Origin of the sequence: Aeromonas sp. S12(2024) (assembly GCF_041402305.1) — a bacterium.
GTDB lineage: Bacteria > Pseudomonadota > Gammaproteobacteria > Enterobacterales > Aeromonadaceae > Aeromonas > Aeromonas veronii.
Window position 1 is genome coordinate 76,989 of sequence record NZ_JBGLRB010000013.1, and the last position, 15,110, is coordinate 92,098.

12 protein-coding genes are annotated in these 15,110 nt (G+C 58.3%); 5 read left to right on the forward strand and 7 right to left on the reverse strand.

The window, feature by feature from the left end; genetic code table 11:
- Window positions 1-160 precede the first annotated feature (160 nt).
- From ACB035_RS13635 to barA, 4 genes are all read right to left on the reverse strand, one after another.
- Window positions 161-628, reverse strand: coding sequence for a Dps family protein (locus tag ACB035_RS13635; protein ID WP_005362843.1), 468 nt, complete (start codon window positions 626-628; stop codon window positions 161-163).
- Between the two features lie 155 nt (window positions 629-783).
- Window positions 784-1,671, reverse strand: coding sequence for an N-acetylmuramoyl-L-alanine amidase (locus tag ACB035_RS13640; RefSeq protein ID WP_371167460.1), 888 nt, complete (start codon window positions 1,669-1,671; stop codon window positions 784-786).
- A 34-nt stretch (window positions 1,672-1,705) separates the two neighbouring features.
- A complete protein-coding gene (locus ACB035_RS13645; RefSeq protein WP_005335594.1) occupies window positions 1,706-2,185 on the reverse strand; it encodes a DUF1456 family protein in 480 nt (159 codons plus the stop codon).
- An 89-nt stretch (window positions 2,186-2,274) separates the two neighbouring features.
- Window positions 2,275-4,992 carry a two-component sensor histidine kinase BarA gene (gene barA, locus ACB035_RS13650; RefSeq protein WP_042052370.1) on the reverse strand — a complete coding sequence of 906 codons (2,718 nt, stop codon included), beginning with the start codon at window positions 4,990-4,992 and terminating at the stop codon, window positions 2,275-2,277.
- Window positions 4,993-5,145: 153 nt separating this feature from the next.
- Between barA and rlmD the strand changes: the two genes are divergently transcribed.
- The 5 genes from rlmD (at window position 5,146) to eno (ending at window position 13,113) form a co-directional block, all read left to right on the forward strand.
- Window positions 5,146-6,468: a 23S rRNA (uracil(1939)-C(5))-methyltransferase RlmD gene (rlmD, locus tag ACB035_RS13655; protein ID WP_252655725.1), complete on the forward strand. Its 1,323-nt coding sequence runs from the start codon at window positions 5,146-5,148 to the stop codon at window positions 6,466-6,468.
- A gap of 390 nt (window positions 6,469-6,858) precedes the next feature.
- Window positions 6,859-9,072, forward strand: a complete 2,214-nt coding sequence (gene relA, locus ACB035_RS13660) for a GTP diphosphokinase (protein WP_005335588.1) — start codon at window positions 6,859-6,861, stop codon at window positions 9,070-9,072.
- A gap of 73 nt (window positions 9,073-9,145) precedes the next feature.
- Window positions 9,146-9,943 carry a nucleoside triphosphate pyrophosphohydrolase gene (mazG, locus tag ACB035_RS13665; RefSeq protein ID WP_202005806.1) on the forward strand — a complete coding sequence of 266 codons (798 nt, stop codon included), beginning with the start codon at window positions 9,146-9,148 and terminating at the stop codon, window positions 9,941-9,943.
- 141 nt (window positions 9,944-10,084) lie between these two features.
- Window positions 10,085-11,722, forward strand: coding sequence for a glutamine hydrolyzing CTP synthase (pyrG, locus tag ACB035_RS13670; RefSeq protein ID WP_371167461.1), 1,638 nt, complete (start codon window positions 10,085-10,087; stop codon window positions 11,720-11,722).
- Window positions 11,723-11,811: 89 nt separating this feature from the next.
- Window positions 11,812-13,113 carry a phosphopyruvate hydratase gene (gene eno, locus ACB035_RS13675; protein ID WP_371167462.1) on the forward strand — a complete coding sequence of 434 codons (1,302 nt, stop codon included), beginning with the start codon at window positions 11,812-11,814 and terminating at the stop codon, window positions 13,111-13,113.
- 62 nt (window positions 13,114-13,175) lie between these two features.
- On the opposite strand, the gene ACB035_RS13680 is transcribed toward eno, so the two are convergent.
- The 3 genes from ACB035_RS13680 to ACB035_RS13690 form a co-directional block, all read right to left on the reverse strand.
- Complete coding sequence (locus ACB035_RS13680; protein ID WP_371167463.1) at window positions 13,176-13,997, reverse strand: alpha/beta fold hydrolase; 822 nt, start codon at window positions 13,995-13,997, stop codon at window positions 13,176-13,178.
- 192 nt (window positions 13,998-14,189) lie between these two features.
- Window positions 14,190-14,675 carry a GNAT family N-acetyltransferase gene (locus ACB035_RS13685; RefSeq protein ID WP_371167464.1) on the reverse strand — a complete coding sequence of 162 codons (486 nt, stop codon included), beginning with the start codon at window positions 14,673-14,675 and terminating at the stop codon, window positions 14,190-14,192.
- A 122-nt stretch (window positions 14,676-14,797) separates the two neighbouring features.
- The gene (locus ACB035_RS13690) at window positions 14,798-15,088 is read right to left on the reverse strand and encodes a putative quinol monooxygenase (RefSeq protein ID WP_371167465.1); all 291 of its coding nucleotides are present in this window, start codon (window positions 15,086-15,088) and stop codon (window positions 14,798-14,800) included.
- Window positions 15,089-15,110: the final 22 nt, after the last annotated feature.

The following is a 15,110-nucleotide window of genomic DNA, read 5'->3' on the forward strand; positions in this document are numbered from 1 at the left end:
GCCCAAACAGGGCGGCAAGCGGGTGGATAAAAGGAGAGACAACTCAGGTTTGCAACAGAACATAACAATCAGACGGATTGGGCCGTGGTCTGGTCAGGTGCTTCCGGCCCGGTACTTACTCAAGCAATCATACGTACGCTGTAGTCGGCTTGGTTCACTATCAGGCCAGATAAGCGCGCAGCATCCAGACCAGTTTTTCCTGTTGCTGCACATAGTCGGAGAGGATGGAGGCAGTGCCCTCATCACCGGCTTCGGCGGCCTGACCCAGAATACGGCGCTGGGCGACCAGCAGTTCGCGGAAGCTATCCAGCAGGGATTCGACACAGGCGCGGCCATCGTGCAGCCCTTTTTGCTCCGGGATGGCAGAGACTTTCAGGTAGTCACTGAAGCTGTGCATCGGCACCCCGTCCAGGGTCAGGATCCGCTCGGCCAGTGCATCGACTTTCAGCAGCAGGTCGTTGTAAATCTCTTCAAATTTCAGGTGCAGTTCGAAGAACTGGTTGCCACGGATATTCCAGTGGAAGCCGCGCACGTTCATGTAGAGGATCTGGTAGCTGGCCAGCAATTTGTTCAACTCGGCTGCCAGGGCTTGTGATTGAGCAGTATCAAGACCAATCGGGCTTTTCATCATTCACCTCCAGATTTGGAAATCGGTTTTAAATTCTCTTTCGGAACGCAGTCAGAGTAACACCTTGCAAAATGCAGGGACAATTGCTTGTGCCTAACTGTTTGATAGCTAACGGCTATCAAACAGTACGCAGCAACGGGGGCAATGGATGAGGATTAGGGGAAGTATTTTTCGATCAGCGCCATCAGGATGGCCTGACACTCGCGGTCCGGTTTGCTATCGACCTTGCTGGCGCGAAAGTGGAGCTGAAAGGCGCCCAAGACGGCGCGGCTCTGCTCATCCCACTGGCTGCTCCGGGACAGGCCATAGCCATAGCGGGCCAGCTGCTGCTGCCACATGGCCGCATCCCAGTCGGGCAAAGGGCTGGCCAATATCTCGGCCACCCGATCTTCATCGGGCCAGGCGCCGACTCCGTACGTCAGATAGAGCTGGCGCCAGGGGAAGTGGGGACCGGGATCCTGCTTGCGCTCGGGGGCGACATCACTGTGGCCCAGCACCTGGGTCGGTGGAATCTGGTAGCGGGCGGCCAGCTCCCGGCTGAGGGCGCCGACGGCAGCTATCTGCTGCGGGGTATAGGGTTGCCAGCGGCGGGCATCGGGGGCCAGCGGCTCATCTTCTGCTGGATAGCCGAGGTTGACGATCTCGATGCCAAGGGAGCTGGCATTGAGCCCGGCATATTGGTGCCAGCGGCTGCGTCCCGCGTGCCAGGCGCGCGCGTTGTCCGGCACCAGCTGATAGACGGTGAGCGGTGTTTCGTGGCTATCGCGGGGGATCAGGTAGTGGGCGCTCACCTTGTGCTCCGGCTCGGTCAGCAGGCGCAGGGAGTTGGCATCGTCTTCGTCGGTGTAGTGGAGGATCAAAAAGGCGATCCGCTCATTCTGGTTGGCGCTCTGATAGCGGGTAGAGAGCTGGTATTCGGACGGAGTACAACCACCCAGCAGCAGAACCAGTGGCAGAAAGAAGAGGGGAAGAAGACAGCGCCAGCGCCATCCCCCTGCCACAGTCAGTCTGCTGAGCGTGGGAGGAGTGAGTCGCTGGCACATGTCGAAGGCCCGGTCTGGTCAGTCGCGCGGCTGGTTAGCCGCGGTATTTGGCCGTGAGACCGATCAGGAAGTTGCGCAGGATCTGATCCCCGCAATCCTGATAGTGCTTGTGATCCTTGGAGCGGAACAGGGCACTGAGCTCGGACTTGGAGAGGTTGAAGTCGGCGAGCTTGAGGGTGCCGAGCATGTCCTCTTCCTTGAAGTTGAGACCGATGCGCAGCTTGCGCAGGATCATGTTGTTGTTGATCCGGTTCGGGATCACCTGGGCCGGTGCATCTTCGCGCACGCCGCGGCGGGCGATGATGAAACCGTCGAGGAACTGGCTCAGGGCCGAGTCGGGACAGGCAACATAGCCTGCCTCTTGCTCTTCACCTTCCGCCGCCTCTTTCATCAACCAGCTGTGCAGCTGGGCGTGAGTGACCGTCAGGTTGCCCTTGGCAAACATCTCGACCATCTGGTCGTTGCTGATGGTGAGGGCGTAGCGCAGACGGCGCAGAATATCGTTGTTGGTCATGCTGACTCCTGTGTAAACGGCGCAACTTTACCATCTGGCAGCCCTCGCGTCAGAAAAAGCGGGGGCCGCTACAGTTCAGGTCAAGCTCATCAAGCCTTGCCGAGATAGCGGGGCGCCTCCTGGCGCACCAGTTCCAGCGCATCTTGCAGCTCCAGCAGCTCTGGTTCCAGCTCGCTCACCGGCACGCCGTCACGCAGCTGTTGCTCCAGCTGGGAGAGCAGCCGTTGCAGCCCCGGCACCCCGGAATAGGCACAGCCGCCGTTGAGGCGATGGAGCTGTGCCAACACCTCGCTATCTTCAATTTCGCCAGCCAGCGCGCTATCCAGCACTGGCTCGACCTCGTCGAAACTGGCCAGCAGCATGGTCAGCATCTCTCTGGCGAGATGCTCTTTCCCCGCCGCTTGCCGCACCGCCAGTGCCCAGTCGATCTGTTGGGCACCATTATTCTGGTGGCGGCGATGGGCAAAGTCGGTGATGAGCTGGGCCAGCATGCTCTCGTCGATGGGCTTGGCCAGATAGTCGTCCATCCCCTGCCGGATCAGCCGCTCCCGTTCGCCGGGAATGGCGTGGGCGGTCACCGCCACGATCGGGGTGGTGGTGTTGAGGGACTGGTTGCGGATCGCCTGGGTGGCGCTGATGCCATCCATGATCGGCATCTGGATATCCATGAAGATGATGTCGAACGGTTGGCTCTGTGCCTGTTTGACTGCCTCCTTGCCGTTTTTGCACACCACCACCTGACTCACCATCTCTTTGAGCATGGCGGCGATCAGCTTGAGGTTGGCGGCGTTGTCATCCACCGCCAGCACCTTGATTGGCTGCAACTGGCGCGGCGCAGGCTGGGCGGGCAGCTTCTGGCGGCTCGATTCCGGCGAAAGCAGAGCGTGCAGCAGCTTGCGGTGGTTGACCGGTTTGGAGAGACAGTGCTGGGCGCCATGGGCCAGCATAGCTTCATAGAGCGCCGGCTCGTGGCTGCTGAGCAGCACTATGGTGTTCTGCTGCTGGCCGTTCAGTCTGTCGAGACGGCCGAGCACCTGCTGCGGTGTATGCAGGGTGCTGCTGCCGATGATCACCATCTCCTGCTCGCTCATCTCGGGCCAGGGATCATCGCTGGTCAGTGGGTGCACATCGAGGTGCCACTCCGCCAGCAGGGCGAGCAGGGAGGCTTGCGCGAAGGGATCCGGCTCCAGCAGCCAGAGCCGTTTGCCACGGATCCGATCCAGCGGCAGTTGATCGGTCTGGGGCAGGGGGGAGACCTCCACATCCAGACTGAACGAGAAGATTGAGCCTTTGCCGAGCTCCGATTCGAAGCGGATCTGGCCGCCCATCTGCTGCACCAGCTTCTGGGTGATGACGAGGCCCAGACCCGTGCCGCCATAACGGCGGGAGATGGAGGAGTCGGCCTGATTGAAGGCCTGGAACAGCTGATGTTGCTGCTCTTGGGAGATACCGATGCCGGTATCGCGGATCTGGACGTTGAGCCTCACCTTGTGGTTGCCACTGCCGGTCTGCTCGATATGGACATCCACGTTGCCCTGTTCGGTGAACTTGATGGCGTTACCGGTGAGGTTGGTCAGCACCTGTTGCAGACGCATGGGGTCGCCGGTGAGGTAATCCGGCACATCGGCATCCACCCGCAGGGAGAGCTCCAGCTGCTTGTCGTGGGCGCTGGGGCCGAGCAGGTGCATGGTCTCGTTGAGGGTGTCGCGCAGGCTGAACGGGATATGCTCCAGCTGCAGCTTGCCCGCTTCCAGCTTAGAGAAGTCGAGGATGTCGTTGATGATGCCAAGCAGGTTGCGCGCCGACTTCTCGATGGTCTGCATGTAGTCGGTCTGGCTCGGGGTCAGGCTGGTTTTCAGCAACTGGCGGGTAAAACCGATGACCCCGTTGAGCGGCGTGCGCAGTTCGTGGGACATGTTGGCCAAAAACTCCGACTTGACCCGCGCCGCCTCCTGCGCCCGTTTCTTGGCCATGTCGAGCTCGACGTTCTGGATCTCGATCTGCTCCAGGGTTTCGCGCAGGTCAGAGGTAGCCTGATCGATATTCTGCTGCATCTCTTCGTGATATTCGGAGAGCGCCTTGGCCATGGCGTTGATACCATTTTTCAGCATATCCAGCTCGCCGGTGAGCTGGCCGCTGACCCGGGTATCGAGCCGCCCCTCCCTGATCTTGTGCACCGCCTGCACCATGTTGGTGATGGGCTGGGTCACGCTCTTGACCAGACGGAAGCCAAACAGGGTACTGAAGGCGACCCCGATGAGCACCATGATCACCGCAAAGAAGGTGTCGCGGTACTGCAGCAACATGGCCCGATCGGTCGCCATCTGCATCGAGATGTAGCCGATCATCGGCGGCTCTACATCGCTGGGCAGCGGGAAGCCATCCAGACTGGTTTCAGCCTGGATTGGGGTGCGCAAAATGATGTCGTCCCCCTGAAACGTCACGCTGGTCAGATCCGGAATGGGCTCGCCATCGGGCAGCCTGAGCCGGGTGAAATCCCGGTGGTAGTTCGAGGTGACGAACAGCTGGTTGTCCTGGGTGAAAACCGCGATGGACTTGATGAAGGGGGAGTTCTTGCGGTGGGTCAGGCCAATCAGCCGCTTGAGGGATTCGCGACTGTGCTGGGTCATCCCGTATTCACTGGCGATCGCCAGCGGTTCGATGATGTTGATCCCCTGATCAATGAGGTTGTTTTCCAGCTGCTGGTAGCGGTGGAAGGTGAAGTAACCGGCCATCAGGCCACCGATGATCAGGGTGGGCAGGATGGTGAAGGCGAGAACGCGTGCTCTCAGGCCATATTTGGTCATACGAACAGGCCACCAGTGAACAGGGTTGGCGATAGGGTTGATGGCAATACACGGGCTCTGTGGCCGTATTTGGTCATACTATTATTCTTGTGGGACAATACCCGGCAGCAGATTCCACAATCATGACATAGCCACCTATAGGCACCAAGTTTTATGGCCCAGTTTTTCAAGCCCCAAAAGAAGTCCATCCAGCTCCAACGCATTGAATTTACGATAGACACCCTCGATCACCACTGCGTCGGTATCGGTCGCCATCAGGGCAAGGCGATCTTCGTCGAAGGGGCGCTGCCCGGCGAGACCGTCAAGGCACGCATCACCGAAGAGAAAAAGCAGTACGGTCACGCCGCCTTGCAACAGGTGGTGACCCCGGCAGCCAACCGTATCGCCCCCTTCTGCAGCCACTATCGCGAGTGCGGCGGTTGCAGTGCCCAGCACATGTCGGTTACCGATCAGCAAGCCGCCAAGGCGGCGGGACTGGTCAGCCTGTTCGAGCGGTTGGGCAACATCAAAGCGCCGGCGCTGGAGCCGGTACTGACCGGTGAAGATCGCGCCTACCGTCGGGTCTGTCGTCTGGCCATCAAATTTGACAAGAACGGTCGCTGCACCCGGGTCGGTTTCCGCCGTCGCAACAGCAACGATCTGGTGGAAATCGAAGGGTGCCCGGTACTGGCCGAGCCGCTCTCTGCGCTGATTGCCCCGCTGCGTGAATGCCTCAATCGCCTCAAGAGCCAGCGCGAGCTGGGCCATGCGGAGTTTATTCAGGCCGAGCAGGGGATCATGATGCTGCTGCGCCACACCGGCCGCCCCAATGAGGCGGATCGCGCCCTGCTGGTGGAGTTTGCCAAAGCGCAGGGAATAGACCTCTATCTGCAGGCGGCCGATGATCGCATCGAAGCGCTTCAGCAACATTTTTCCCCATCCTACTCGCTGGATGGCCTGTCTCTTGCATTTGCTCCCGGTGATTTCATTCAGGTCAACGGCCCCATCAACCAGAACATGGTGGAGCAGGCGCTGACATGGCTCGGTGCGAGCAAGGATGACAAGGTGCTCGATCTCTTCTGCGGTATCGGCAACTTCACCCTGCCGCTGGCCCGTCAGGCTCGCGAAGTGGTGGGGGTCGAAGGTGAACTGGCCATGGTGCAGCGGGCCGAAGAGAACGCCCGTCGCAACGGCATCACCAATGCCCGTTTCTACAAAGCCGACCTGAGCGATGACATTGTCGGCATGTCCTGGGCGCGGGAAGGGTTTGATCTGGTGCTGCTGGATCCGGCTCGCCCCGGCGCGCTGGAAGTGATGGGACACGTCGTGAAACTTTCACCCAAGCGGGTGGTCTACGTCTCCTGTAACCCGGTCACCCTGGCGCGGGACAGTCAGGTACTGGTGAAAGGGGGTTACCGTCTGGTGCGCCTCGGCATGCTCGACATGTTCCCTCACACCGGTCATCTGGAGTCCATGGCGCTGTTTGAACGGGAGTAAATGACTCATCAGTTCGGCGATGCCGGATAGGTCATCCGGCATGTTTGTTACTGTTTGAGCAGGTGTGTATATGAAGTAATCCTGCTCATCAGTACGGCGATGCGGATGTGTAATCTGGCATGTCTGCGGCTGTTTGAGCAGGTGTGTATTTGAAGTAATCCTGCTCATCGGTACGGCGATGCGGATATGTAATCTGGCGTGTCTGCGGCTGTTTGAGCTGATGTGATTGGGGTAATCTAGACCCTCGTCGTTCGGCAGGGCCTGTTGGCGCGCTCTATTGTCTTTCTGGACAATATGCCTTGAAAAGTGCGCTGGATATCCCCATTTGAGGCAATCTCATGAGGGGAGAAAGTGACAGCTTTCGGCCCGATAATTTAAAGGATTGATACCATGGTTGCGGTTCGCGATATTCATTTGAAAGACAACTTCACCCTGGAAGAGTGGGTCAGCTCGCTCTCCTTGAGTGACAGTGAAAAGGATCAGCTGCGAACCGTCTACCAGTATTGTCTGACGCTCGGTGACGAGGCGCTGACCAGCAAGCTGCTGGTACGCGGCATCGAAATGGTGGGCATCCTGCAGATGCTCAGCATGGATATCGGCACCCTCAAAGCGGCCATCATCTACCCCTTCGTCGAAGCCGGTCTCATCAGCCAGGAGCGGATGGACGAGGATTTCGGCTCCAAGATCGCCAAGCTGGTGGAAGGGGTGCTGGAGATGGAGGCCATCCGCTCCCTGCAGACACTCCATCGCAGCGAAACCTCGCCGGAGCAGGTCGACAATGTGCGTCGCATGTTGCTCGCCATGGTCGAGGATGTGCGCGCCGTGGTGATCAAGCTGGCGGAGCGGATCGCCTGCCTGCGGGAAGCGAAGACGGCAGATGAAGAGACCCGGGTGCTGATGGCCCAGGAGATCACCAACATCTATGCGCCGCTCGCCAACCGTCTGGGCATCGGTCAGCTCAAGTGGGAGCTGGAAGATCTCGCCTTCCGTTACCTGCACCCGGATACCTACAAGCAGATCGCCAAGCAGCTCGACGAGAAGCGGCTCGACCGTGAGCGCTATATCCGCGAGTTTGTGCAATCCCTGCGTAATGGGTTGAAAGAGGCGGGAGTTGACGCCGAGGTGTACGGTCGGCCGAAACACATCTACAGCATCTGGCGCAAGATGCAGAAGAAGCACCTCGAGTTCAACGAGTTGTTCGACGTGCGCGCGGTGCGGGTAGTGACCAAGCGGCTGCAGGATTGCTATGCGGCGCTCGGCATAGTCCACACCCAGTTCCACCACATTCCCCGCGAGTTTGACGACTATGTCGCCAACCCCAAACCCAACGGCTATCAGTCGATCCACACCGTAGTGGTGGGGCCGGAGGGCAAGACAGTAGAGATCCAGATCCGTACTGACCAGATGCATCAGGATGCCGAACTCGGCGTCGCGGCGCACTGGCGCTACAAGGAAGGGGCACAGGCAGGCGGCAAGGCCAACACCTTCGAAGACAAGATCGAGTGGCTGCGCAAGCTGCTCGCCTGGCAGGAAGATCTCTCCGAGAGCGGCTCCCTGCTGGAAGATCTGCGCAGTCAGGTGTTCGAGGACAGAGTCTACGTCTTCACCCCGAAAGGGGATGTGATCGACCTGCCCGCTGGCGCTACCCCGCTTGATTTTGCCTATCACGTCCACAGCATGATCGGTCACCGCTGCATCGGCGCCAAGATTGACGGCCGCATCGTGCCGTTCACCTACGCGCTGCAGACCGGCGATCAGGTGGAGGTGATCACCCAGAAAGAGCCCAACCCGAGCCGCGACTGGATGAACCCCAACGCCGGCTTCCTGCGCTCCAGCCGGGCGCGGGCCAAGGTGGCGACCTGGTTCAGAAAACTGGATCGGGACAAGAATATCGTGGCCGGTCGCGAGCTGTTCGAGAAGGAGCTGGATCGCCACAACCTCAGCATGTCCAAGATCGACAAGGGCAACATGCTGCGCCGCTTCAATCTGGAGAGCACCGACGATCTGCTGGCCGGTATCGGCAGCGGTGATATCCGCATCAACCAGGTGCTCAACTATCTCGACACCTGCTACAACAAGCCGACGGCGGAAGAGGAAGATCGCCGCCTGCTGGAGAAGCTGGAGCAGAAGGCCAATGCGCCGATGCGCCACAAGCCCAAGGATCACATAGTGGTGGAAGGGGTCGGCAACCTGATGACCCATATCGCCCGCTGCTGTCAGCCCATTCCGGGGGACTCCATTCAGGGCTTTATTACCATGGGGCGCGGCGTTTCGATCCACCGGGAAGATTGCGAGCAGCTTAAGGAGCTGTCACGTCGCAACCCGGAGCGACTGATCGATGCGGTGTGGGGGGAGAACTACTCCGGCGGTTACGGCCTCACCATCCGGATCATCTCTAACGATCGCTCCGGCCTGCTGCGCGATATCACTACCGTGCTGGCCAACGAGAAGATTAATGTGATGGGGGTGCGTTCGCGCTCAAACGTGCGCGAGCAAACCGCCGAGATCGACATGGAGCTGGAGATTTACAACATCAACGCCTTCAACCGGGCGTTGGCCAAGCTCAGTCAGCTTAACGATGTGATCAGCGCCAAGCGGCTTTGATATCGAACCGACCGGCCCCAGTGGCCGGTCTGCATTTACGACCCTTTTTGAACAAATCGAAAGCGAATATCCCATGTCCCAACGTTACGACCTCTCCCAACTGCTCGACATCATGGCTCGTCTGCGCGATCCGCAAAACGGCTGCCCCTGGGATCTGAAACAGGACTTCCAGACCATAGTGCCGCACACCCTGGAAGAGGCCTACGAGGTGGCCGATGCCATCGAGACCGAAGATTGGCAGGGGCTGAAAGGGGAGTTGGGCGACCTGCTGTTTCAGGTGGTGTTCTACGCCCAGCTGGGTAAAGAGCGGGGCTTGTTCGACTTCGCCGATATCGTGGATACGGTGAGTGAAAAGCTCATTCGCCGTCACCCCCACGTTTTTTCCGATGCAGATCTCTCCAACGAGCAGGCGGTAAAAGCGAACTGGGAGGCGGAAAAGGCCAAAGAGCGGGCGGCCCTCGACAAAGAGAGCGTGCTGGACGATATCCCGCAGGCGCTGCCTGCCCTGACTCGCGCCGCCAAGATTCAGAAACGCTGCGCCACCGTCGGTTTCGACTGGAAGACGCTGGGGCCTGTGGTGGACAAGATCCACGAAGAGATCGACGAGGTAATGGAAGAGGCATTGATGGCCGATGTGGACGAGGCGCGGGTGAGCGACGAGCTCGGCGACCTGTTGTTTGCCACCGTCAATCTGGTGCGTCATCTGGGCAAGGATCCGGAGCAGGTACTGCGCGGCGCCAACGCCAAGTTCGAACGTCGTTTTCGTCAGGTTGAGCAGATAATCGCCGCAGAAGGCTTGAAAATGACCGATTGCACCCTCGAAAAGCTCGATGCCGCCTGGGATAAGGCGAAGGAAACCGAGCAAAGTTGATTTGGCGCAAGATGGGGGGGCGGTGAGCCTGATAGATTTTTGCTCATTGTTTGGGAGAGGGGTTTTTGGTATACTGTTTCCCCGTCCTGCTTCATCCCCGAAGCACCCCTTAAAATTCCCTAAACTTCTTTCAGGTTCAGCATGACGACCAAATATATTTTTGTTACTGGTGGCGTTGTTTCATCCCTCGGCAAAGGCATTGCCGCAGCTTCTCTGGCAGCCATTCTGGAAGCCCGTGGTCTGGATGTGACCATCATGAAACTGGACCCGTACATCAACGTGGATCCGGGCACCATGAGCCCGACCCAGCATGGTGAAGTGTTCGTAACCGAGGACGGGGCCGAAACCGATCTGGATTTGGGCCACTACGAGCGTTTCATCCGCACCAAGATGACCCGTCGCAACAACTTTACCACCGGCCGTATCTACGCCGACGTACTGCGTAAAGAGCGTCGTGGTGACTATCTGGGCGCCACCATTCAGGTTATCCCGCACATCACCAACGCCATCAAGGAGCGGGTGATTGCCGGTGCCGAAGGCCATCAGGTTGCCATCGTCGAAGTAGGCGGTACCGTGGGTGACATCGAGTCCCTGCCGTTCCTCGAAGCCATTCGTCAGTTGGCTGCCGAAGTGGGCCGCAACAACGCCATGTTCATGCACCTGACGCTGGTTCCTTACCTGGCCGCAGCCGGTGAAGTGAAGACCAAGCCGACCCAGCACTCCGTTAAAGAGCTACTCTCCATCGGTATCCAGCCGGATGTGCTGATCTGCCGCTCCGACCGTGCCATTCCGGCCAATGAGCGCGCCAAGATCGCCCTGTTCTGCAACGTGCCCGAGCGCGCCGTCATCTCCATGAAAGACGTCGACTCCATCTACAAGATCCCGGCACTGCTGAAATCCCAGAATCTGGACTCCTACTTCACCGAGCGTTTCGGTCTGGAGTGCAAAGAGGCTGACTTGTCCGAGTGGGAACAGGTTATCTACGAAGAGGCCAACCCGACTGGTGAAGTGACCATCGGTATGGTCGGCAAGTACGTCTCCCTGCCGGACGCTTACAAGTCCGTCAACGAGGCGCTCAAGCACGGTGGTCTCAAGACTCGCCTTTCCGTCAACATCAAGTACATCGACTCTCAGGATATCGAGACCCGTGGCGCCGAGCTGCTGGAAGGTCTGGACGCGATCCTGGTGCCGGGTGGCTTCGGTGAGCGTGGTGTGGAAGGCAAAATTCTGGCTGCCCAGTATGCCCGCGAGAACAAGATCCCCTACCTGGGTATCTGCCTCGGCATGCAGGTTGCCATGATCGAATTCGCTCGCAACGTGGCGGGCATGGAAGGGGCTCACTCCTCCGAATTCAAGAAAGATTGCGCCTATCCGGTCGTCGGCCTCATCACCGAGTGGGTGGATGAAGAGGGCAATATCGAGACCCGTACCGAGAAGTCCGATCTGGGCGGTACCATGCGTCTGGGTTCCCAGCTCTGCCACCTGGTCGAAGATTCCAAAGTGCGTCAGATGTACGGTAGCCCGACCATTTACGAGCGTCACCGCCACCGTTACGAAGTAAACAACAAGCTGCTGCCGCAGATTGAAGCGGCAGGTCTGAAAGTGACCGGTCTCTCCGCCGACAAGAAGTTGGTGGAAATCATCGAGATCCCGGATCACCCCTGGTTCGTGGCTGCGCAGTTCCACCCGGAGTTCACCTCTACTCCTCGTGATGGCCACGCTCTGTTCGCCGGTTTTGTGAAGGCGGCAGGCGAGTATCAGAAGCGTAATTTGAAGTAATTGAAAATAAATGCGGTTGGGGCACTGTGCCACAGCCGCTTTTTTTGGCATATTTTTGTTGTTTTTTTACGAAACCTGAGGAAATACACATGTCCAAGATCGTTAAAGTGATCGGTCGTGAAATCATCGACTCCCGTGGTAACCCGACCGTTGAGGCCGAAGTTCACCTGGAAGGTGGTTTTGTTGGTATGGCAGCCGCTCCGTCTGGCGCGTCCACCGGTTCCCGCGAAGCGCTGGAACTGCGTGACGGCGACAAGAGCCGTTTCCTGGGTAAAGGCGTGCTGAAAGCCATCGAAGCCGTAAACGGCCCGATCGCTCAAGCTCTGCTGGGTAAAGATGCCAAGGACCAGGCCACCGTTGACCAGATCATGATCGACCTCGACGGTACCGAGAACAAATCCAAGTTCGGCGCCAACGCCATCCTGGCTGTTTCCCTGGCTAACGCCAAAGCTGCCGCTGCTGCCAAAGGCATGCCGCTGTACGCCCACATCGCCGAGCTGAACGGCACCCCGGGTGTTTACTCCATGCCGCTGCCGATGATGAACATCATCAACGGTGGTGAGCACGCCGACAACAACGTCGACATCCAGGAGTTCATGATCCAGCCGGTTGGCGCCAAGACCCTGAAAGAAGCCGTTCGCATGGGCGCAGAAGTGTTCCACAACCTGGCCAAAGTGCTGAAGTCCAAGGGCTACAACACTGCAGTTGGTGACGAAGGTGGTTTCGCTCCGAACCTGAAATCCAACGCCGAAGCGCTGGAAGTTATCGCTGAAGCCGTTGCCGCTGCCGGTTACAAACTGGGCACCGACATCACCCTGGCTATGGACTGCGCTGCTTCCGAGTTCTACGACGCAGAGAAGAAAGAGTACAACCTGAAAGGCGAAGGTCGTATCTTCACCTCCAACGGTTTCTCCGACTTCCTGGCTGAGCTGACCGAGAAGTTCCCGATCGTCTCCATCGAAGATGGCCTAGACGAATCTGACTGGGAAGGTTTCGCCTACCAGACTGCTGAACTGGGCAAGAAAATCCAGATCGTGGGTGACGATCTGTTCGTAACCAACACCAAGATCCTGAAGCGCGGTATCGACAACGGCATCGCCAACTCCATCCTGATCAAGTTCAACCAGATCGGTTCCCTGACCGAAACTCTGGCTGCCATCAAGATGGCCAAAGACGCTGGCTACACTGCCGTCATCTCCCACCGTTCCGGTGAGACCGAAGACGCTACCATCGCCGACCTGGCTGTTGGTACCGCTGCTGGCCAGATCAAGACCGGTTCCATGAGCCGTTCTGACCGTGTTGCCAAGTACAACCAGCTGATCCGTATCGAAGAAGCTCTGGGTGCCAAAGCTCCTTTCCGCGGTCTGAAAGAAGTTAAAAACCAGGCTTAATTTGCTGGTTTGCCAGCCTCGGCTGGAATGAAAAAAACCGGAACCCTTGGGTTCCGGTTTTTTTATGCCTGCTGTTCAAGCCAGCGTTGCAGATGCTGCACAAACAGCGCGGGCTGCTCGATGGGGTAGAGGTGCCCGACGTGTGGCACCTGCAAGCGCTCGCAGGCGGGAATGGCGTTGCCAATAGCCTCGCAGACCAGCGCAAACAGCGCTCTGGTATCTGCGCCCTGCACGATGCAGGTGGGCATGTTGAGCATGGCAAGGTGCCCGGGTGACCAATCTGGTCGCTCGCTCTGGCTCAACTGCTTGGGCAGGCTATCGGCTTCTGCCAACTGCGCCTGCTGCCACTTGAGCGGTTGTGCAGCAAAATAGCCTGCATGACCACCCGAACCATCGATCAGGGTCGCCACGGCCTCTTGCAGCAAGCCTTCCCCAACCTGGCCAAACACGGGGCCAAACATGGCACCGGCATCGGCCATAAAGGCAGCGATCCCCTGTTCATCGAGGGCTCCAGGGCAACCCGGTTCCACCAGATAGAGGCTTATGAATTGCTCCGGAGCCATCAGGGCCGCGGTCAGGGCAACATCCGCCCCGTATGACCAGCCCGCCAGATGCACTGGCCCGCACGGCAATTGTTTCAGCAGGGCAAGCAGATCACTGGCGTGGGTCTCCAGACCAAATGGCCCATTTTTGCCCGCCTCGCCAAAGTGGCGCAGGGTGGGAGCATAGATGGTGTAGTGATGTGAGAGCTGCTCGATATGTTCGAGCCAGAGGGTATGGTTGGCCAGCGCGCCATGGATCAGCAACAGCGGCTCGCCCGAACCGGCCTGCAGGCAAGGCTGCGGGCTGTCATTGACGATAAAGGTGTGAGTCTGTGATTGCATATCAACGCCTCCCCGGCGTGTCATAAGAGCACAAGAGTATATGACAAGCGCCCTGCGGCCGGTAAGAGGGTTGCAACTGGCGTGAATGTAATGGTGATAGCTGGAAAGGTGGGAGTCCTATTTTGTCTGTTTTTTACAGCTGTGCTTCGCCACAATGGCCTGAGAGGTGAGGGGGCTGTGGCTCTGGTCTCGTCAGACAAAGGGGAGCGTGCGCTGATAGCGCCCTGCATGCGCCTTGAAGCCCAGTTTTTCAAACAGGGCGATAGAGCGGACGTTATCTGCATCGATATCTGCGGTGAGGCGGGTGACTCCCAACGTGCTGGCGTGGGCGAACAGCAATCCCAGCGCTTCCGACATAAACCCTCTGCGCCAATAGGCCGCATTGAGCAGGCAACCTACCTCGCAGCAGCGACCCGCCTCGCTGAAACTGTGCAGGCCGCAGGTACCGATCACCTTGTTGCCCTCCCGCTCGACAATCGCCCACTCCAGCGACTCCCCCGTTTGCTCCAGCCGCACCACGCTCGCCATCATCTGCGCCACCATGGCGGGAGAGGTAAAGCAGGGATCAGAGGCAAACTCCATGGTCAGTGGATTGCCATAAATCTCGAACAGATCGGCAGTATCGTGCGGGCCAATGGTGCGCAGTACAATCCGTGTACCGGTTAAGTCTGGCTTCATAAATCTCCTTGAGTGCATTCGCCAAACCGTGATTGGCAGTGATTGCAAATGGAGTCAGACACCGACTGGTGGCCGTCGGTGTCTGGTGATAATTAGACCTGAGCAAACAGGATATGAACGAGTTAAAGCACATCCGTCACAAAGTACTGCACCACCTCTGTCAAGTCATGCCTCAGATACTCTTGCGTGTGAGGTTGCTCAAAGTGATATGTGAAATCATCTTCGCTGTTAAACCTTTCCCACAGCAAGAAACGGCTCTTATCATCTACACATTGATGAAGTGTGAAAATAGAGCAACCAGGCTCTTTTAGAGTCTCTTCGCAAAGTTCTTTCAAATGTTGGCGAGCTTTATCGATATTTTCAGGAACTTTGACCTTTAGCTCGGCAGTAATGTAATAACCGGGATTAAACATAAATGACTCCTTTCAGTGGAAT

Coding starts and splice junctions, on each gene's coding strand:
- ACB035_RS13635 (WP_005362843.1), bottom strand. CDS start 628: ATGAAAAGCCCGATTGGTCTTGATACTGCTCAATCACAAGCCCTGGCA.
- ACB035_RS13640 (WP_371167460.1), bottom strand. CDS start 1,671: ATGTGCCAGCGACTCACTCCTCCCACGCTCAGCAGACTGACTGTGGCA.
- ACB035_RS13645 (WP_005335594.1), bottom strand. CDS start 2,185: ATGACCAACAACGATATTCTGCGCCGTCTGCGCTACGCCCTCACCATC.
- barA (WP_042052370.1), bottom strand. CDS start 4,992: ATGACCAAATATGGCCTGAGAGCACGCGTTCTCGCCTTCACCATCCTG.
- rlmD (WP_252655725.1), top strand. CDS start 5,146: ATGGCCCAGTTTTTCAAGCCCCAAAAGAAGTCCATCCAGCTCCAACGC.
- relA (WP_005335588.1), top strand. CDS start 6,859: ATGGTTGCGGTTCGCGATATTCATTTGAAAGACAACTTCACCCTGGAA.
- mazG (WP_202005806.1), top strand. CDS start 9,146: ATGTCCCAACGTTACGACCTCTCCCAACTGCTCGACATCATGGCTCGT.
- pyrG (WP_371167461.1), top strand. CDS start 10,085: ATGACGACCAAATATATTTTTGTTACTGGTGGCGTTGTTTCATCCCTC.
- eno (WP_371167462.1), top strand. CDS start 11,812: ATGTCCAAGATCGTTAAAGTGATCGGTCGTGAAATCATCGACTCCCGT.
- ACB035_RS13680 (WP_371167463.1), bottom strand. CDS start 13,997: ATGCAATCACAGACTCACACCTTTATCGTCAATGACAGCCCGCAGCCT.
- ACB035_RS13685 (WP_371167464.1), bottom strand. CDS start 14,675: ATGAAGCCAGACTTAACCGGTACACGGATTGTACTGCGCACCATTGGC.
- ACB035_RS13690 (WP_371167465.1), bottom strand. CDS start 15,088: ATGTTTAATCCCGGTTATTACATTACTGCCGAGCTAAAGGTCAAAGTT.